Genomic DNA, 20,065 nt, shown 5'->3' with positions numbered 1-20,065 from the left:
GAAAGTAAGTTATTGCAAATATTATCTAATTTTGAAAAAATTAGCTCACACTTTTGACTACAACATACTCTTTTCAAATTTACAACAGCGCATCATTACTTCCTTTCGAATGGAATTCGCTTGCTGTAAATAACATTTTTTTGACACGTGAATACCTCGAAGTACTGGAAAATTCCTGTCCGGTAAATATGATTTGTCATTTTATTGGAATTTTTCGTGAAGAAAAACTAATTGGAATTGTTTTAACACAATTTTTATTTGCCGAGAAACTGGAATCTTTTGGTGAGCGTGATCAGTGCTTAAAAACTTCTGTTAGAAATTTTGCATTTAAAAACTTTGCGTCACATGTACTGTTTGTTGGCAACAATATGCTTACAGGACAAAACGCCTTTGTTTTTGATGAAAAAGTAAAAGAATCAAAAGCGATAAAAACTCTTCATAAAGCGATTAATCAGCTTAAAAAAGATCTGAAAGCTAGCGGGAAAAAAGTTCATATTACGAGCATCAAGGATTTTACAGCAAAAGAAATTGAGCCTTTGCAGGCTGAATTTAAAAACAATTATACGTTCTCGACCCAACCCAATATGATTTTTGAAATCAATGAAAAGTGGAAAACAGAACAGGATTATATTGATGCTTTATCAAAAAAATATCGCGATCAATACAAGCGTGCACGAAAAAAAGCTGATGGAATCGTAAAACAAAAGATGTCTTTGTCTGACATTAAACAGTACGAAGATGTAATTTATGAATTATATTTTCATGTGGCTAAAAATGCTCCCTTTAACACTTTTTTTCTAGCCAGAAATCATTTTAGTTTCTTTAAAGAAATCATGAAAGATGACTTTCTTTTTTACGGTTATTTTTTAGACGAAAAGCTAATTGGCTTTAATACTCTGATTAAAAACGGAGATATAATGGACACTTATTTTTTAGGTTACGACGAAACAATTCAACGCGAGAAAATGTTGTATCTAAACATGTTGTACGATATGATTGCTTATTCAATTAATCAGGGATTTAGAGAAATTGTATTTGCCAGAACTGCCCTTGAAATCAAAAGTTCTGTAGGTGCAAAACCTGTAAAGATGTACGGTTTAATTACACACAGTAATGCTTTGATTAATCATAATATTGCCCGTTTCTTTAATTATCTGGAACCAAAAACAGACTGGCAGGAACGTAATCCGTTTAAATAACGACCCTATCAAAATAATTAAAACTAATATCGCTCCACTGGAGCTATGCTCTATTGTTGTCTATAAATATTAAGCCCTTCCAGGGCTACATTTTAGGGAACAGCAATTTTCATCTGTTTATGTAAAATGTGTATTTCTAATGAGCTTTGAGCTCCACAATATTCTCCATCAATTTGAAAATTCACAGGATAATCTGTTTTTATTGTTGCTTTGTCTGTTGAAATAATCACAATATCATCAGAATCAATTGGCATATTGCCGGTAATAATTTTTCCGAGTAATAATAAATCTAAACTTTTTAAAATCACCAGTTCAAACTTTCCATCATTCATTACGCCATGCGGATTAATGATAACACCTGTTCCGTACTTTTGAGAATTCGCAATAACAATCATTCTGGCAGTATGTTCAACGGTTTCATTGTTGGCCGAAATAGTGGCTACAAAAGGTTCTTCAGATTCTTTTAAAGCCGAAAAAGCCTGCAATGCATATCCCCAGAAGCCACGTAAATTGCTTTCTTCATAGTTCTTTACCAAATTAGCATTTACACCAATATCGCTTAAATGAATACTTTTTTTACCGTTAATACAAATCATGTCCATTTCGATATAATGGTTCAGAAAGGCTATTTTTAGGTTCTCTTCGATTGTTGTGGGTAAGTTTAGGTCTACAGATAAACCGTTTGCAGAGCCCGCAGGCAAAACACCTATTATAACATCAAATTCTTCCATTGCTTCGGCCACCATTTTTATGGTTCCGTCTCCGCCTGCAACTATAATACGTTCCGGCTGATATTGATTATACAATGATTGTATGGCTTTTTGATCGCTTTTGCCTGTAGTTTCGTAAACTTCTAATGCAAGATTGTTTGTGGTTGCAAACTCCTGTACAGCATCGATTAGATCTGATTTATCCAGATCTCCTGAAATAGGATTTACAACAAATATGATATTCTTTTTCAAAATTTTATTTTTAAAGTCAATTAAAATAATTAATTTACAGCATCCATCTATAAATATACGCAATTAATGAAACCAATCTTACAATTATATCGGGGTTATGCCAATGAAGAAGAATTAATTGTAATGGGACATGTTTTCAGAAGAACGTATGATTATGATTTTCAGAAGAAAAATTTTAAAAATGCTACTTCGATCATTAATCAGTTTAGAATAAAAACACTTAAAAATTTTGACATTTATCTAAAATGTGGTCATCAGGAAATTCACACTAAGACCTTAGATGACGGTTATTTTAATTTTTGTATTCCACTCGAAAAGGAAACACATTTTGGATGGATGGAATACGAAGTAAGTATTAAATACAAAAATGAAACGATTACTTCTAAAGCTAGTTTTATAAGGCCTCATAAGGGAAAACTTGGAATTATATCTGATATTGATGATACTTTTTTGATTTCGCATACTCAGAATTTCTTTAGAAAAATATATATTCTTTTATTTAAAAACGTCAATGACCGTAAGGTTTTTAAAGATGTTGTACCACATTATCAGGCATTGAGTTCTGCAGGACGAAATAATAAAGAGGAAGAGAATGCTTTTTTTTATGTTTCGAGTAGCGAATGGAATTTGTACCGGTTTATTGTAAAGTTTACCAAAATTCATCATTTGCCCAGAGCCGTTATTTTATTGAAGGATATTAAAAGGGGCATCACTGATTTTTTTATGAGCGGACGTGGAAATCACGATCATAAATTTGATAAAATAAAACATGTTTTAGAGTTTTATCCTAATCTTAAATATGTGCTATTGGGAGACGATTCGCAGCATGATCCTGTTTTGTATGAGCGAATCTGCAAAATATTCCCTGTAACTGTAAAAGCGGTTTACATTAGGCAAACCGGGAAATATAAAAAAGAAAGCACTGAAACAATCCTGAGAAACCTGGAAAGTTTAGAGGTTTCTGTTTGCTATTATAAAGAAAGCAGCGAAGCTATTATGCACTCAAAATCTATTGGAATTATTAAGTAGTGTTTCAGGTTTAATGCAATAATTAAGAACCTGAAACAAAAAACGGAAACTCCTTTAGCCCGGATTGCAGAGAAAAGCCCGGAGCAAAAAAAATTGCATTTCCTGTTGAAAAAAAGCGACTGAAAGAAGCTCTTTTTGCAACATTGGAAATGCAATTTTTTTTGTGAGGACTTGAAACGGAAAGCCGGATTAGCTCCTGAATCAAATATTAAGCATTGAAATTATCAATTTCTTCCTGAACAATTTCCCAGTCCAGAAGCAATTGATCTAAGTCTTGTTTCTTTTTGTTGTATGCGGTAAAAAATGAGGCATCTTCGATGTGTTTATCATAGTTTGAAGCCAACATCTTATCGTCATGCTGAATGTCTTTTTCTAATTGTTTGATTTGACTTTCGACTTTACTCAAACGATTTTGAAGCGCTTTCCCTTTTTTCTGATCTTCGTAAGATGTTTTGTTGTTTTCTTTTGGTGCGGCAGTTTTTACAACATCTTTTTTCTCTACTTCACGCATGTTTTCGAGATTACGCTGCTCTAAGAAAAAGTTGATATCACCCAGATATTCTCTGATTTTCTGATCTTTGAATTCGTAGACAATGTTCGACATTCCCTGCAGGAAATCCCTGTCGTGAGAAACCAATAATAAAGTCCCTCCAAATTTTTGCAATGCCGCTTTTAGAACGTTCTTAGATTTAATGTCTAAGTGGTTCGTAGGCTCATCCATCAGCAATACGTTTATGGGCTGTAATAACAATTTACAAAGCGCCAAACGGTTACGCTCACCTCCTGAAAGTACTTTTACTTTTTTCTCAACATCGTCGCCACGGAACAAAAAGGATCCCAGCATATCACGAACTTTCGAACGGTTGGTGTCTGTTGCCGCATCTTCCATAGTCTGTAATAAGGTGATTTCACCATCCAGATATTCTGCCTGATTTTGGGCAAAATACCCCAATTGTACGTTGTGTCCTAATTTGATATTTCCCTGGTATTCAAATTCGTTTACAATTGCTTTTATAAAAGTAGATTTTCCCTGTCCATTTTGTCCCACAAAAGCAATTTTACTTCCGCGTTCTACCAATAAATCAATGTCTTTTAAGATTACTTTATCTCCATAAGCTTTGGTTACATGCTCTGCTTCGATTACCACTTTTCCCGGTTCTTTTGAAACAGGAAACGAAATATTCATTACTGAGTTATCATCTTCGTCTACTTCGATTCGTTCTACTTTATCCAGTTTTTTAATCAGAGATTGTGCCATCGAAGCTTTGGAAGCTTTTGCACGGAATTTCTCGATTAGTTTTTCTGTTTCTTCAATTTTCTTCGCCTGATTTTTTTGAGTTGCCAATTGCTTTTCGCGAATTTCATGACGAAGTTCTAAATATTGAGAGTATGGCTTGTTAAAATCGTATGCTTTTCCTAAAGAGATTTCGATTGTACGATTGGTAACGTTATCTAAAAACATTTTATCGTGCGAAACAATTACGACAACTCCGGGATAATTACGAAGGAAATTTTCCAGCCAAATAATACTTTCAATATCCAGGTGATTGGTTGGCTCATCCAGAAGCAATACATCATTAGATTGCAATAATAATTTAGCCAGTTCGATACGCATTCTCCAACCTCCAGAAAATGTTTCGGTTTGGTTATTAAAAACTTCTCTTTTGAAACCTAATCCTAAAAGAATTTTCTCTGTATCTCCTACATAATTGTAACCTCCAAGAAGTTCAAAACGATGCGTGTAATCAGATAAATCTTCAATAATCTGACCATATTCTTCACTTTCATAATCGGTTCTGGTCACCAATTGATGATTGATTTCTTCCAGTTTTTTTTCTACAACTTTAATTTCAGTAAAGGCTTCATAAGCTTCTTCTAATACTGTTCTTCCGCGTTCAAAATCAATATCCTGACGTAAAAACCCCATTCGGATATCTTTTTCCTGAGAAATAACTCCTGAATCTGGCGCAAAATCTCTTGCTAACATTTTAAGCATTGTCGATTTACCTGCTCCGTTTTTACCAACAAGACCTACGCGGTCGCCGGCGCCTAAACGAAAAGTAACTTCTTCAAATAAATATGTTCCTCCAAAAGAAACCGAAAGATTGTGTATATTAAGCATAATTTCTTGACTATTATTACAAGGCAGTAAAGCTTTTAAGTATTTTATTTACTTTACTTTTTGAAAGTGCAAAAGTATGACAATTAATTGAAGTTTGGACTGTCGTTTTAAAAACAAATGTTACAAGGCTTTTTTGTTATAAGAACTCTTTTTAAATCTTTAAACGCTGTTATTCCAATATCAATATTCATAAAAAAACGGATAGAAATCTCTTAGACTTCTACCCGTTTTAGTAATTCGATTATTTTATTTCTTATGCCTCTTCTGTTTCTTTTGGCTCTGGTAATAAAATTGACCATAGTACTGATATCACTAAGATTCCTCCAATAACGATCAATGAATAAATTGATTCGATATGATAAAACGGAGCAATAATCATTTTAACACCAATAAACGAAAGGATAATCGCCAATCCGTATTGTAATTTACTGAATAGGTGAATGAAATTATCCAATAAGAAGAATAATGCTCTTAATCCTAAAATAGCAAAAATATTAGAAGTGTAAAGGATAAACGGATCGTTTGAAATCGCAAAAATTGCCGGAATAGAATCTACTGCAAACAATAAATCTGTAAACTCGATTACTGCTACAACAACTAAAAGTGGTGTTGCTAATTTTTTTCCGTTTTCGATTGTAAAGAATTTATCACCATCGTATTTATCAGAAACACTGAAAAACTTTCTGATTAATCTGGCTCCTCTTGTATTGTTATAATCTTCGTCATCATCTTCGTCACCTGCAGACCATGATTTAATTCCTGCATAAACTAAGAACAATCCAAAGGCTGTCATGATTAGGTTAATGTCGTATTTGAATCCTTCTACTCCAACAAGACTCAACAGTTTGTTTAGATAAGTTAATTCAATTAAGAATGCTCCTGAGAATATAAAAATAGCTCTTAGGACCAAAGCTCCTATAATACCCCAAAATAAAACTTTGTGTTTGTTTTGGTTTGCTACATCAAAGAATTTAAAAACTAATATAAATACAAAAAGATTATCTACAGAAAGTGCTTTTTCGATCCAGTACGCCGATTGAAATTCATAAAATTTGGCAGCACCTGCAAAGTAATAGATCAAACCACTAAAAATCATTGCCAAACTTATCCACACTAATGACCAGGTCACAGCTTCTTTATTAGTCACGACATGACTTTTCTTGTTGAAAATTCCTAAATCTAACAACAGCATGATTACTACTGCAACCGCAAATACTAGTATTAAACCTGGATGTTCTGAAAAAATTGGGTGTTGATTCATTTTTAAATATTAATTAAGTTAGATTTTAAATTATTTATTGGCCATTGTAACGACTATAACTCTGCCGCCTTCTTCTTTAGAAAGCAATATCTTTTTACCGTCTGTAAGCTCCAGCATTGTCCCGATAGGAATTTCTTTATCCTCAGTAACATCTTTTAATGATGTCAGCTTTTGATTGACAAATACCCATTTATCATTATAGAAAGTAAAATACCCTACAGGTACTTTTTGTTCTGTCGTAAGCTTTTCATTTCGCGCAATATTACGATTAACATGCCATTGAAACAAATATTGATTGTTATAAACCATTAATCTGTGATTTTCGGGTTTCCAGACGCTTTCCTGAAACTGATAATAGAGATCTAAAACCGGAAGTGTGCCTTTGTGAGCCGTATTACAAAACGGGCATCTTGGTGTATTGGTATTATCAAACACATACCATTTTTGTTCGCATGAAGTGTTATGGCATTGCTGCATTAAATCTGTTGTTTTTAGCAACGCAATTTCCCATTCTTCGGCATTTGGTCTTTGCATCGGATTGTGCAATCCGTCTATAAAAACTTTATCGAATAAGGTTTTTAAATATGGACCTGTAATTGCATAAGGCAATTTGGTAATATCTGCCCAGGGCAAATCCCATTTTGAAACCTGATTGAGTTTGGGTCTGTTTGTTTCGTCTGTTGGATGCTCTATAAACATTGCTTTTTCGCCCATCGACAATAAATCATCTTTTTCGGTATCGAGGTCATGTACCTTTCCTCCTTTTAAGGGATGTCTGTGCAGTAAAAACATGTAGATCAAAACCGGTAACGCATGCAAATCAGTCAATCTGCTTGGTAATTTCCTGTTTGGATCTGTTTTATTCAGATGTTTAGTAGAAAGTACTTCCGGAGCTATAAATTCAGCCGTTCCAATTACTTCTGCCGGAAATAATCCCGGAACTACAAGTCCGTCCAAATCAATCATACAGGCTGATTTATTGATTGGATCTATTAGAACATTATTGTATGATAAATCAGAATGTGCCAATCCCATTGCATGCATCTTTTTTACACCACGGGTTAAATTAACACAAACCTGAAAATAACTCAGCCAATCACCCAATTCTGATTTGGCTACACGAAGCGGAAAATGCGAATTTCTAAATTTGGGTCCCGCAAACCATTTTCCGTTTTTTTCTTTTCCCTGAATTAAATCACTGGTTTCATATCCTTTTTTAAAGAAAAACTTTGAATCGTAAATGGGCACAATAATTCCTGTTAAGCCATTATATTCAATAACGTCCCTAGGCCATCTGTATACTTCGTTAAGGTAATAATCTCCCGCATCTCCGTTTTGAATTTGTACCAGATATTTATTGGTTATTCTCTGTAATCTTTCTTTTTGGTTAGCATCTAATTTGTCCCTGAAGATAGCGACAACATACTTTTTGTCCGGACTAAAATAAACATCCTTGACACCTCCGCGCATAGGCTCTCCGTTATCCACAAACTGATAGGTTTGGGCTGTGTCATTGATCGATTTTACAGTAATCGTATTCATATCTTAATAAATTATTGCCAGCGTTCTGTCATCATGGTTTCCAGGACTCCAAAAATCCATCCATGCTGAAAGCTGCTGTGCAATTTGAGTGTTTTCGGGATCAAAATCAACTTTGATTCTATCTTCATTTTTCCCTTTTAAATCTTCAAGAAATCCGTTCCATTTTTCGATTTTTTCCAAATTGGCTTCCACGACAAATTTAGGATCATAAATTCCGTCTGTCATTAACATTAAAAAAGAGAAATCATCCATTAATTTAAAACCAAATCGTGTTGGAAAATTATCATTTTGAAAAATTTCAGGCATGGTAATAAAACGTGTTCCGCCACCAAAATCACCAACATCCAGCCAGTTCATTAATTTAATTTCGGTAAGATCTTTATTTAATAATCCTATTGGGCAATCGCCAATTCCGAATGTTAGAATGGAATATCCAAAATCATATTTTTTAACCAGGGCAAAAATTAAAGTTGCATGAAGATCTTTCAGATCCGCTTCATTTTTAATTGCAAAATCTTCTATTTTCTGATGCGCAAAATGAGCTGCTTTTGAGAGATTTTGATAAACAAACTGATTTATTTTTTCTGATGTTTCATCACTTACTTTATTATGATGGTCGGCCAAAACCTGATCAAATTCTTTTAAATTTTGTGCATTTAAATTTTCTTCAAAATATTGAATAACCGAGTTACAGGCTAAATCTGATCCTTTTCTTGATAATTTGGCCGAACCTGCACCATCCGAAACTGCAAGAATACTCCAGCCAGTTTCTTTAAAGTTTTTAAATGCAAAATCATCTTCTCTAAAAGAACCAACATTGGCATGGCTTCTTCCTCTTTTTGAAGCTATTACTATATTTTTATCTAAAAATTTAGCTGTAACAATTTCATTATCTGGTTTCCAAAAAAGATCTTCCTGATTGCTTACAAGGTTTTTCCACAACAATTTTGGATCAGGATTTATAATAAGTGTTATTGTTTTTTCATTTAAAACCGAATCTTCTGCTTCGCCTTTAACCTTAAACCATATCTTTATTTTTAAATCGCCGCTTATTTCCGGAATTCCTATTAATTCATTTTCCTGATTAAATTCAAGACCTGTATTATCTAAACCTTTAACCTCAAAAGAAATAAAATCATTCCAGCCCAAAACATTGAAATCAATTTTTGCCTGATATTTTTTGTTTACAGTAGCATTGGGTATCAATACCGCCTGATTCAAAATATCATCAATTCTGTTTTTCAATATCCAGTCCTGCATAATCATTTTTTGGTTTTCCTGAATTATTTTTACTGCATTTACATTTTTTTCACTGGATACAAATTCTTCAAAAAGAGCTGTTTTTCGTGAAGAAATGTCAATTTTCTTTTGTGATAAAAAAGACTGAATATATCTTTTAGTCTCTTCCATGAATTATCCCTGTGTTCTGTTTACATCAAATCCGCCTTCGCCGTAACCATAACTTCCCTGATTGTTACACCATGGACAGGTACTGATATCTTCATCTCCAATGCAATGTATTTTATCACATACACAAACTGCAAATGCAATTTGATTACCACAACACGGACAATGTGGACCTCCTATAAGCTCTTCTGTGTTTACTTTAGTATTGAAACTTCCTGTATCTGCGAGTTCAAAATAGGAATTATCAACCTGATACGCCCCAACCAGCTTGTAACTTTTGGATGATAATTCGATTCCCGCATAAATAGATTCTGCAAGGGTTTTGCGGTATTTCATTAAATACGGCCTTTTTGTATTCTGGCATTTTCCGTTCAAAACCACAAAATTGTCATCGACATACTGACGATTTGGTGTTTCTTTGGTTAAATCTATTTTTGAAAGGGTTTCTCCGCCTAGTTTTGCCAGTTCAAAGCCACTCGAATTGTTTTCGACACTTATACTGCTTGTTTTAATAGAATCTGTTACCCATTTAAAAAACTCTTTGTACGACTGTACATTTGTATTTTTAAAATGAAGGACGTTTTCAGTTAGCTCGCCTAGTATTTTTGTATCGGTTTCATTGCCAAAAGAAATCGCAATTAAATTGGCGGTTCTCTGCCAGTTTTGTTTCCATTCGTTTATCGCTGCACGGGTATCATCAGTTGGAACTCCATCAGTAAAAAGGAAAACTATAGGTTTCCAGTCGCCTTTTACCTCATAGGTAGTTTTAACGATATTAGTTCTTAATTCATACATTAAATGCCCTAAGCCTTTGCTTAATGATGTACCGCTTCCGATTGGAAATTTTGGAGGATAAAAACTCACTATTTCCTGTAACGGAACCAATGTTTTTGGTTGTCCGGCAAACACAATAATCGAAACAAAAACGGTTTCAAGTGCATGTGGATCTGTTTTTAAGGCCTGAATAATAGTCGACAATCCTTCTTCAACCTGCTGAATAGGTTCTCCAACCATTGACTCCGAAATATCAATTAGAAAATATATGGGTAATCTTCTCATTTTAATGGAAATTTAATAGCATTAAAAAAATAATTAGAAATACAATCTGCAAACTGCTAAACCTGCTCTTACCTGAAAAGGTTTTATAATCGTTTTTAGGAAATTGGATATGGAAAAAATGGTTGTAATTAAAATACGGACAAAAAACTCTTACTCTTTCAGATTTTGCTCCGTAACTGTTTTTCAATTAAGCTTTTCAGTATTAAATCACCACGATTATTTCACTTGGTGGCGGAGGCAGCTCTACCCGTTCTCCTGTTCCCTGACTTTTATTGCCCTGCTCAATTGTTTCAGAAACCCATTTAAAAAATTGTTTCAGTGTAGAACTATCTGCTGATGCCAGATGCACTACATTATCTGTCAATTCTTTTAAAATATCATCATTTGCCATATGTCCGGCTGCACATCCTACAACAGCTCCAAAACCCATATTTCGTATTTCTCTGGTTTTTTCTCTGTATAACTGAATATCAGAAGGTTTTCCATCAGTAAAAATAAAGAGCAAAGGTTTCCAGTCTCCTTTTTGGGTAGCTGAACCTTTTATAACTTCTTTATTTACTTTTTGAATCACAAAATCTAATCCTGCACCTGTATTAGTGGGACCGCTTTGAGGGCATGTAATTTCGGGCAGTTGAAAGTGAACCAGTTCTGTTAACGGAACAATTTCTTTTACTTCGCGATCATAGGTTATAATACTAATCCAGAGTGAATCTAAAGCCTGAGCATCTGAACGCAATGTATTAATCATTCCGCTTAAAGCATTATTCAAAGCCTGAATGGGTTCTCCATACATAGAACCGGATGTATCTAACAAAAAATATACGGGTAGTCTTCTCATAGTACTTTAGATGATTTAAGGATGTAAATTATTTAAATCTTAAAAACTAATCCTGGAAATTTACAAGAATCGGATATAACTTATCAATAAGAAATATAATGAGGGTAAGCTTTCTTAAACAAACTCCGCCCCGGAAACTTTGACTTTAGTGTTTTGTTCCAATGATGGCGGAGATATTATAAGTTAAGAAAATACTTTTTTATTTCTATTATAAGTAAGACTGAACGATTTTATGAATAGTTTGTCCTAAGAATGTATCATCTGTTGGGTCACCAATAGCACTGAATTTCCATTCGCCATTGCGTTTGTACAATTTCCCCATGATAATGGAACGTTTGTTTACATACTGACGATCTGCAGAAACATTATAGGAAGCGAATTCTGAAACTACTTTTGTTGGAGTACCTTCGTACATCCTGATTTTTGCATATGGAATTTGGGAGAAATCTTCTTTTCCCGCATTATTTAAAAAGAAAAATATCTGATTTACTTTAGCATCAACTTTAGAAAGGTCAACAGTGATAATTTCATTATCCAGACCATCATCTCCTCCGGTATCTCCTGCAAGGTCATCACCTGTGTGTTTAAGAGCGCCGTCTACACTTAATAATTTGCCTTTTGGAAGACCAAATTGCTGTAATACTTCTGCTCTGTATAAAGGAGAATACAAATGGTCACAAAGTTTGTTTTGATCATCAATTAATACACAGCTCAAATCCAGGTCGATTTCTGTTACATTTTTTGATAATCCTAAAAAACCTTTAGTTTCAATTGCTCCCCAGTTTACACCAACACAGAAATTAACTAATGTTTCACCACTTGTTTTTCTTAAATCAATTTTTTGCCCTTTGGTTAAGTTAATTGCCATAGTTAATAGTATTTTAATTAATTATATTTATTTAAATAATCCTGTAAACCGCCTTTCATTCCTATACCAACCGCTTCAAACTTCCATTCATTGTTTCTTTTGTAAATTCTTCCAAACTCAACAGCAGTTTCAATAGAAAAATCTTCATCTAGTTCATACTTAACCAATTCTGTATTAGTCTGATCCAGGATTCTGATATATGAATTTCTTATTTGTCCAAAGTTTTGTCTTTTTGTATCAGCATGATGAATCGTTACAACAAACGAAATTTCATGAACATCCGGAGATATTGTAGATAAATCAATTTGTATTTTTTCATCGTCTCCGTCCCCGGCACCTGTTAAGTTGTCTCCGGTATGAGTTACTGCTCCATCAGGCGATTTTAGGTTATTGTAATAAACGAAATGGTTGTCATTTGGAATTTTGCCATTTGCTCCAACCAAAAAAACTGACGCGTCTAAATCAAAATCTGAACCTGTATTACTCGAATTACTGTCCCAACCAAGTCCTACAGTAAATTTTGGTGCATCAATACTTTGTCTTTGACCTTTTTCTAAATTAATTGCCATTTTATTTATCCTTTTACTTTATATTAATATTCAACATTGTTTTTAAAATATTCGTTTGCTCGTCGACATTTTGTAAATCTTCTAAAAAGTCTACGGATGATATTTTATTCAAATAATCTTTTAAAACCTCTTGTACACTTTCTGGAAGAGAGGTTTTAATTGTGCTTAATTCTAATTCTAACAAAGTGTTTTTATCTTTCAATTGTGCTATAATTTCTTCTTTAGCCGAATTATTTTTTGAAAGATCTACCTCTTTTTCGATGTCTTTTTCGATGAAAGAAAAAGATTTTTCATTTCCAATAAAAATGAACTTATCGTTAGAATCTCTAAATTCATAGACTTCAATGATCTCATTATTACAGACCAGACCGCATAAAAATTTAATCTTAAAATTGAGTATGTTAAGACGGCCTAAAAGCTTTTTTTCGAACGTAACATACTTATTTTCATATTTTTTTTTATCTCCAAAAGTCAGTTTTTCATATTGATCAATAGTAATCTCTCTGTAATATTCTGATTTTATTCCGTCTGAAAAAGCGATAACATCATGCCAGTCAAAAAAACTATTATTATCTGATGCAAAAATCTGATAAAGCTCTTCAATTTTTTTTGACATTTTTTGAGCATGCTCTTTTGTCTGATCAGAGAATTTTTCGTCTTCAATTTCAGAATTCAGTTTCGAAATTATATCACTGTTAATATATATTTCATCTGAAATGAGCGTATACTGCTGTTCTTTAGATTTTTTTATTTTCTGAAACAAATCAATCAGACTATTTGTAAACTGAATATGAAACAATTCTAATTTATTAATATCTAATGTCTGGTTCTTTTGAAAAAGAGAATGAATTACTTTTGTTCTTACCAAAACGCCAACAAAATCCTTGTGGTTAAAAAAATTGGACAACAATTTTAAAACCACAAGCTTTCTGTTACTGTCTTTTATTATTTGAACGTACCTTTCCTCTTCCTCTTGCTGCATTCCGTTAATTCCTTATTCTTTTTAGCTTATAACCCCTTTTTTCAATTCTACTTCAAGGCTTTGTAATCCAGCATCAAGCTGTCTGCGGGTTTCTGTGCCTTGTTCGTGAATTTGTTTTACTTCGGTTAAAGTATCTATTAATGATTTGGTAGTCATTTTTAATGTTTCTAATGAAACGACTGTATTTTCATTTTCTTTGGCTACTTCAATACTATTTTGTTTTAACATTTCAGCATTTTTCTGCAAAATGGTATTGGTAGTTTCAGACACTCTTCTTTGAACTTCAATATTTTGTTTTTGTCTTTGAAGTGCTACAGCAAGCGTAAGCTGGTTTTTCCAAACTGGCATTGTTGTAGTCAGGATTGACTGTGCTTTCTCTGCAATTGATGTGTTGTTATTTTGTACCACACGTATTTGCGCTAAAGACTGCAACATAATGAAACGAACAATTTTCATATCGGCCAGACGTTTGTCCAGACGATTAATGAAGTTTCTTTTGTCTGAAATCTGATAATCCTGATATTGAGCTGGATTTCCTTCCATTACAGCAAGTTCTTCGTTTAATTCTTTAAATCGAATCTGACCTGCAATAATGTGTTTTTCCATTTCTTTTATAAGACCAACATTTCCGTCAAACATGGTTTGAAGTGCACTGTTATCTTTTACAGAATTGATCATTCCGGCTTTTACTTTATTACTGATTTTATCAATATTAACCGTGATCTTATCATATTGCTGGAATAACTTTTTGACATCGACTACTAATTTATTTAGTAATGGAATTTTTGACAAAAAGCGTTTAAAAGGTCCCTGATCCAATTGATCAACATCAACATAATTTAATTCTGTCAACAAATCATTAATCAAAGTTCCTACTTCACCAGAATTATAGGTTCTAACATTAGTTAAGAAAGTATCACTTTGTTTGGCGATAGAATTTTGAATTTCGGCTCCATAATTCAGAATCGAATTCGCATCATTTTCGTTTAACTGATTTGAAATCGATTTAAAACTATTTACTTCAGCTTCTGAGATTGAAGTTAAATTCACATTACCATCTTTGTCAATCAAAGCGGTATTTTCCTGAGTAACTAATTGATTTTCTTCCATTTTAGTTTATAGATGATTTTGTTGAATTGTAACGATAGTCTGCTCTAACTTTTTATCACTCGTTGGAACCCCAACTGCGCTAAATTTCCATTCGTCATTTCTTTTATAAAATACTCCTAAAACCATAGAAACGTTTCCAGCAAAAGTTGCATCGTTTGCAATATCAAAACGTGCAAATTCCTGACTAACTCTCGTTGGTGTTCCTTCGTAAATACGAATAGATGCAAAAGGAATATCTTTAAAATCCTGTCCTCTGAAACTATTTATAAAAAATGCAACATGGTTTGCTGCCGGTGTTAATTGCGAAAAATCTAAAGTGATCACTTCATTATCTAAACCGTCATCACCATTTAAATCTCCTGTTAAATCGTCTCCGCTATGTTTAACAGCGCGATCGTTTGAAATTAATTTTCTGAAGTTTACAGAATCAATATGATTTTTTTTCTCATCATAAATCGCACAACTCGCATCTAAGTCTACTGCTTCTTTTTTTGTTCCAAAAAAACCTTTTTTCTCAATAGCTCCCCAATTTACACCTACACAAATATTTTGTAATTTGGTTCCGTTACTTTTTTCAAGATTTATACGTTGTCCTTTTTCTAAATTAATTGCCATGTTTTTTAGTTGTATTTATTTAAATAATCTTCTAATCCGCCTTTCATTCCAACGCCCATTGCTTCAAACTTCCATTGACCGTCTTTATTGTAAATTCTTCCAAATTCAACAGCTGTTTCAATAGAGAAATCTTCTTCTAATTCGTATTTAACCATTTCTGTATTATTGCTGTCATCTACAATTCTGATAAACGAGTTTCTAACTTGTCCAAAATTTTGCTTTCTGCTTACAGCATCATGAATGGTTACTACAATGCAAATTTCTTTTACAGCCGGGTTTATTTTAGTCAGGTCAATTTTTACTTGCTCATCATCTCCGTCTCCGTCTCCAGTTAAGTTATCACCTGTATGAATAACTGCTTCATCTGGAGATTTAAGGTTATTATAAAAAACAAAATGAGCATCAGATAAGATCTTTTTGTTGTCCCCTAATATAAAAACAGATGCATCAAGGTCAAAACTTGATCCTGTTGTGCTATTGTTTGTATCCCATCCTAAACCAATTGTAAATTTTGGTGCGTTTATATTTTCGCGTTGTCCTTTTTGTAAGTTGATAGCCATAGTTTTAATCTATTTTTATTACATTAATGTTTGTTTTATATTCTAAAATCTGATGATAATTATTGCTTATCGCCAGATGAAATAACTCATCACTTTTTTTGGTAGAAATATTATTCACTAAAAAACCAAACTCCTCTTCATTCAAACTTAAAATGAATTTTACTATTCTGGTATTGTATTGAAAATGTTCACTATTGATTACTGAGATAATATCTTCAACATTTTTAATATCAAAATAATTATAGTGGTTTTCAATTTTAGGATGGATCTCTTTATTTGCAAGCTCAGCGAAATAAACAAAAATAAAGTCTCCTTTTACATTATACTGATCCAATATCTTGTTTACCGTATGTTCATGACTGCCTGTTATTTTGATATCGTCTACAAAAATGCAGAGTTTATCATTAATAAAATTACGGTCAATATAATAGGTATCATTTGATATTAGATTTACTCTTTCATTAAAATCTAAATTGCCATAATCTGTAACATAGGTCTGGTTTCTATAGATTTTTGATTCAATACTTGCCTTTTTACCGTTTTTAAATAAAAAGCTGTTTAATTCTTTTTTGAAGTAATAACACAAAAAGTTCGAAGCTGTTGGTATTGACAAATACGGACTTGGTAAAATAACAATTTCCTCGTCTGAAAGAAGTAATTCTCTAAACTGACCTACAAAACCGGCAAATAAATCTTTAGCAAATTGTTCTGCATAGAATTTATCTCCAAACTTAAATCGGCTGTATTCTTTTTCTTTGAATGGACAATTATCTTTATCGATAATTTTATGTAGGCTGTAACTTTTATTCACTTTTAATTTTTTAATAGATGCGCTTCAAATCCAAAATTGATTGCGCCGTTATAATCTGCAATACTATTATCTCCAATATGCAGTACTTCGTTTTTTGGTATTTTTTTTGATTCTTTTACCTGATCAAAAACCAGCTGAAAAATTTCTTTATTTGGTTTTGAAAATCCTACTTCGTCAGAATAAATCTGAAAGGAAATAAAATCTGTCAATTCATAATAGGAGATCAGCTTTCTTAAACTTTTTCCTTTGATGAATCCGGTATTGCTCAATATATTAATTGATTTTCCTTCTGCTACTATCTCTTCAAACTGAAGTTTAATATCCGGGAAAATCAATTCGGGTTTATTATTAAAAAATAAAGCTTCTGTCTCATCATAAAACGCGGCTAATCTTTCTAAACCGTTTGATTCTAAATTTACTTCGAGGGCACCTAAAATTAGGTAATAAATCTCGTATGTGCTTAAATTTAATCCTGTTTTTTCGTTAATATTATTGCACAAAACATCATAATATCGTACTACCTCAGTTACCTTTTCAATAGATGCGTTTATTTCAAAAAAATCTTTAAACAATAGATTCCTCTTTCGTTTAAATTCCGGATTGGATCTTATTAATGTTAACCATAGATCAAAAGAAAAATGGTTGTGATTTTTGTAATTTAATTCCAAAATATGCTTTTAAATACTGAAACATTATTGTTTCGAATGTGTATAATAGTACAACTTTAATTCAGTTGGTTTTACTTTATTATTTCTCCTGAATAATATTTTTCAAGAAAGAACCCTAAATCAGCTTTATATCCAATCCCGGAAGCTTCAAATCTCCATTGATCATTGCGTTTGTACAATCTTCCAAACTCAACACCTGTTTCTACTGAAAAATCTTCATCTAGTTCATATTTAGCAATTTCCTGACCGTTGGCATCATCAACAATTCTAATATAAGAGTTTCTAACCTGACCAAAATTTTGTCTTCTCCTTTCAAAATCTTCAATAGTAACCACAAAAAGAATTTCTTTTACGTTGGCATCAATCTTACTTAAATCTACTTTTATAGCCTCATCATCGTCTCCATCACTATTCCCTCCGGTCGGGTCATCTCCGGTATGTTCTAATGCACCATCAGGAGACGTTAAATTGTTGTAAAAAACAAAGTAATTTTCTCCCAAAAGTTTACGGTCACCATTTATCATTATAGCAGAAGCATCCAAATCAAATTCATGCCCGGTTCCTTCATTAGGATCCCAGCCTAAGCCTACAGAAATTTTGGACAATCCAATATCAATTTTTTGTCCTTTTTGTAAATTTATTGCCATTATAATAATTCTTATAAAATTTTAAATTATACAATGATACAAAAAAGCAAACTAAGTAAAAATGAGGGTTTCCGTAAAAGCAGAAATATTTATTAACAAATTGATGATTTCAGGCAAAAAAAATACAAGAAAAACAAAAACTCTAATGCTTTTTCGAATTAGAGTTACAACAAATAAGTATATTTGTATCTCATCTGCTTTGTAAGATTTATAACCAACAATTTCATTAATACAAAAAGAAATTGTTACCCAAAAAAGAAAAAAATCTTCGATACGATATTAAATAATACTCATCATAATGTTCAAAAAAGGATCTAAACTAAATAGTATTTTTACAGGAAGCTGCCCAAGATGTCAAAAAGAAAGCATGTATTCAGACCAAAATCCGCTTCATTTGACAAAAGTGCTAAAAATGAATGAAAACTGCAGTCATTGCGGACTAAAGTATCAAATTGAACCTTCTTTCTTTTATGGTGCAATGTATGTAAGTTACGGATTAAATGTTGCTGTTGGAATTGCAGCCTTTATTGTGTCGTTTGTCTTTTTTGGAGCAAGTATAGAACAATCGTTTATCGCAATAGTCATTACGTTAATCCTGTTATTTCCTTTTGTTTTACGACTATCAAGAAATTTATATATCAATATGTTTGTTTCTTATGATCCTAATGCCGGTCAGAAATAATACTTTTTAGATACTTTTTAGATACTTTTTATGAAACCTTTGAATATTCACCTCAGGACTTAAAGGCGTTTCTTTTTCTATAAAATCAAATAATTCCTGAGCCATTGCAGGACCAAGCATCACACCACGTGTTCCTAAACCATTAAGAATATGAAGTGATTTGCGTTCATAATGAGTTCCTAATAAAGGCCTTCTGTCTTTTACTGTTGGCCGAACTCCTGCAAAATGTTTTACAATTTCGAAATCACAGGTTATAATTTCTTTTATACGCTCTAACAGTTCCTGCTTTCCTTCTTCGGTTGGCAAGTCTGTTTTATCCTGCCAATTATAGGTTGCTCCTACCTTGAACAAATTATCACCTAATGGCAATATGAAAACACTTGTATTCACGATAACATCAATATCAAGATCAGGAGCTTTTATGATAAATAACTCTCCTTTTGTACCATCTAAAGGCAAATAATTAAAGAAAGGATTTTTATGTAGGCCAAAGCCTTCTGCAAAAATAATGTGACGTGCTTTGATATTTTTATATTGAATTCCGAAATCAAAAAATTCAATTAAACTGCTATCAAAAGATTCTTCTACTAACCAATCATTATCCAGAAGGTATTGCTTATAATGATCCAGCAATAAAGCTGTATCAACATAACCTGTGTGCAAAACTTCTCCATAATCATATGGAGAATCTATGCTATTATATTTTTTGGAGATTAATTTTGTAGCTAAAAACGGAGCTAAATTTTTCTTATCCGAAGCCGCAAACCAATTATTTTGTTCTTCTATTGAAAAGAATTTTCTTAAAATAGGCAGTTTAAAATTAAACTTCGTTTGTAATTTAGCTTCTATCTGATTGTAGAATTCATTCATCAAAACCAGTTGTTCTTGCGCATTCCAAACCTCACTAAATCTTTTTAGGATAACAGGATTATACAAACCTCCGGCTATTCTTGAAGAATTTTGGGATTTGTTGTCTATTACTAAAATAGATTTATTGTTTTTAAGGGCAATTTCAGCAAATGAAATTCCGGCTAATCCGGATCCGACAATTAAATAATCAAGCATTGTTGTATGATAGGTAAAATAAAAAAACTCTTATTACAAAGGTAGTAAGAGTTTTGCTTAAAATGTAAT

Annotated in this window: 20 protein-coding genes; 3 read left to right on the top strand and 17 right to left on the bottom strand. The window is 32.6% G+C overall.

The features are described 5' to 3' along the window. Positions 1–53: 53 nt before the first annotated feature. Positions 54–1,199, top strand: a complete 1,146-nt coding sequence (locus A4F88_RS18940) for a peptidogalycan biosysnthesis protein (protein ID WP_068844329.1) — start codon at positions 54–56, stop codon at positions 1,197–1,199. 92 nt (positions 1,200–1,291) lie between these two features. Here A4F88_RS18940 and A4F88_RS18935 read toward each other — a convergent pair whose 3' ends face one another. Next, positions 1,292–2,161, bottom strand: coding sequence for a diacylglycerol/lipid kinase family protein (locus A4F88_RS18935; protein WP_068844393.1), 870 nt, complete (start codon positions 2,159–2,161; stop codon positions 1,292–1,294). A gap of 66 nt (positions 2,162–2,227) precedes the next feature. Between A4F88_RS18935 and A4F88_RS18930 the strand changes: the two genes are divergently transcribed. Next, positions 2,228–3,190, top strand: coding sequence for an App1 family protein phosphatidate phosphatase (locus A4F88_RS18930; protein ID WP_068844328.1), 963 nt, complete (start codon positions 2,228–2,230; stop codon positions 3,188–3,190). A 208-nt stretch (positions 3,191–3,398) separates the two neighbouring features. Here the strand turns inward: A4F88_RS18930 and abc-f are convergent, their stop codons facing one another. The 15 genes from abc-f to A4F88_RS18855 all read right to left on the bottom strand — a co-directional run bounded on the left by abc-f (position 3,399) and on the right by A4F88_RS18855 (position 18,249). After that, positions 3,399–5,312 carry a ribosomal protection-like ABC-F family protein gene (abc-f, locus tag A4F88_RS18925; protein ID WP_068844327.1) on the bottom strand — a complete coding sequence of 638 codons (1,914 nt, stop codon included), beginning with the start codon at positions 5,310–5,312 and terminating at the stop codon, positions 3,399–3,401. 253 nt (positions 5,313–5,565) lie between these two features. Further along, positions 5,566–6,573, bottom strand: coding sequence for a TerC/Alx family metal homeostasis membrane protein (locus tag A4F88_RS18920; RefSeq protein ID WP_068844326.1), 1,008 nt, complete (start codon positions 6,571–6,573; stop codon positions 5,566–5,568). Positions 6,574–6,603: 30 nt separating this feature from the next. Then, positions 6,604–8,115 (bottom strand): helix-hairpin-helix domain-containing protein, encoded by a 1,512-nt coding sequence (locus tag A4F88_RS18915; protein ID WP_068844325.1) that lies wholly within the window; start codon positions 8,113–8,115, stop codon positions 6,604–6,606. Between the two features lie 3 nt (positions 8,116–8,118). Continuing rightward, a complete protein-coding gene (locus A4F88_RS18910; protein ID WP_068844324.1) occupies positions 8,119–9,525 on the bottom strand; it encodes a PP2C family serine/threonine-protein phosphatase in 1,407 nt (468 codons plus the stop codon). A 3-nt stretch (positions 9,526–9,528) separates the two neighbouring features. Beyond that, on the bottom strand, positions 9,529–10,581 hold the full coding sequence (locus tag A4F88_RS18905; protein ID WP_068844323.1) for a TerY-C metal binding domain-containing protein: 1,053 nt from the start codon (positions 10,579–10,581) through the stop codon (positions 9,529–9,531). Positions 10,582–10,783: 202 nt separating this feature from the next. Further along, positions 10,784–11,419 carry a vWA domain-containing protein gene (locus A4F88_RS18900; protein WP_068844322.1) on the bottom strand — a complete coding sequence of 212 codons (636 nt, stop codon included), beginning with the start codon at positions 11,417–11,419 and terminating at the stop codon, positions 10,784–10,786. A gap of 208 nt (positions 11,420–11,627) precedes the next feature. Beyond that, complete coding sequence (locus tag A4F88_RS18895; RefSeq protein ID WP_068844321.1) at positions 11,628–12,287, bottom strand: TerD family protein; 660 nt, start codon at positions 12,285–12,287, stop codon at positions 11,628–11,630. A 17-nt stretch (positions 12,288–12,304) separates the two neighbouring features. Next, complete coding sequence (locus tag A4F88_RS18890; protein ID WP_068844320.1) at positions 12,305–12,856, bottom strand: TerD family protein; 552 nt, start codon at positions 12,854–12,856, stop codon at positions 12,305–12,307. A gap of 13 nt (positions 12,857–12,869) precedes the next feature. Then, positions 12,870–13,838, bottom strand: coding sequence for a hypothetical protein (locus A4F88_RS18885; RefSeq protein WP_068844319.1), 969 nt, complete (start codon positions 13,836–13,838; stop codon positions 12,870–12,872). 21 nt (positions 13,839–13,859) lie between these two features. Continuing rightward, positions 13,860–14,948 (bottom strand): toxic anion resistance protein, encoded by a 1,089-nt coding sequence (locus A4F88_RS18880; RefSeq protein ID WP_068844318.1) that lies wholly within the window; start codon positions 14,946–14,948, stop codon positions 13,860–13,862. A 6-nt stretch (positions 14,949–14,954) separates the two neighbouring features. Beyond that, complete coding sequence (locus tag A4F88_RS18875) at positions 14,955–15,563, bottom strand: TerD family protein (protein WP_068844317.1); 609 nt, start codon at positions 15,561–15,563, stop codon at positions 14,955–14,957. Positions 15,564–15,568: 5 nt separating this feature from the next. Continuing rightward, positions 15,569–16,123, bottom strand: coding sequence for a TerD family protein (locus A4F88_RS18870; protein ID WP_068844316.1), 555 nt, complete (start codon positions 16,121–16,123; stop codon positions 15,569–15,571). A 4-nt stretch (positions 16,124–16,127) separates the two neighbouring features. Further along, the gene (locus A4F88_RS18865; RefSeq protein WP_068844315.1) at positions 16,128–16,934 is read right to left on the bottom strand and encodes a phosphoribosyltransferase family protein; all 807 of its coding nucleotides are present in this window, start codon (positions 16,932–16,934) and stop codon (positions 16,128–16,130) included. Positions 16,935–16,936: 2 nt separating this feature from the next. After that, on the bottom strand, positions 16,937–17,602 hold the full coding sequence (locus A4F88_RS18860; protein ID WP_068844314.1) for an HAD family hydrolase: 666 nt from the start codon (positions 17,600–17,602) through the stop codon (positions 16,937–16,939). A gap of 71 nt (positions 17,603–17,673) precedes the next feature. Then, positions 17,674–18,249 (bottom strand): TerD family protein, encoded by a 576-nt coding sequence (locus A4F88_RS18855; RefSeq protein ID WP_068844313.1) that lies wholly within the window; start codon positions 18,247–18,249, stop codon positions 17,674–17,676. A 298-nt stretch (positions 18,250–18,547) separates the two neighbouring features. Here A4F88_RS18855 and A4F88_RS18850 point away from each other — a divergent pair, with 298 nt between their 5' ends. Then, the gene (locus tag A4F88_RS18850; protein WP_068844312.1) at positions 18,548–18,931 is read left to right on the top strand and encodes a DUF983 domain-containing protein; all 384 of its coding nucleotides are present in this window, start codon (positions 18,548–18,550) and stop codon (positions 18,929–18,931) included. A gap of 6 nt (positions 18,932–18,937) precedes the next feature. Here A4F88_RS18850 and A4F88_RS18845 read toward each other — a convergent pair whose 3' ends face one another. After that, positions 18,938–19,996, bottom strand: coding sequence for an NAD(P)/FAD-dependent oxidoreductase (locus A4F88_RS18845; RefSeq protein ID WP_068844311.1), 1,059 nt, complete (start codon positions 19,994–19,996; stop codon positions 18,938–18,940). Between the last annotated feature and the right edge of the window lie 69 nt (positions 19,997–20,065).

This window comes from Flavobacterium chilense, assembly GCF_001602525.1.
Taxonomy (GTDB): domain Bacteria; phylum Bacteroidota; class Bacteroidia; order Flavobacteriales; family Flavobacteriaceae; genus Flavobacterium; species Flavobacterium chilense.
The sequence above is the reverse complement of the archived record's forward strand: the minus strand, read 5'-3'. Positions and strand labels throughout refer to the sequence as shown.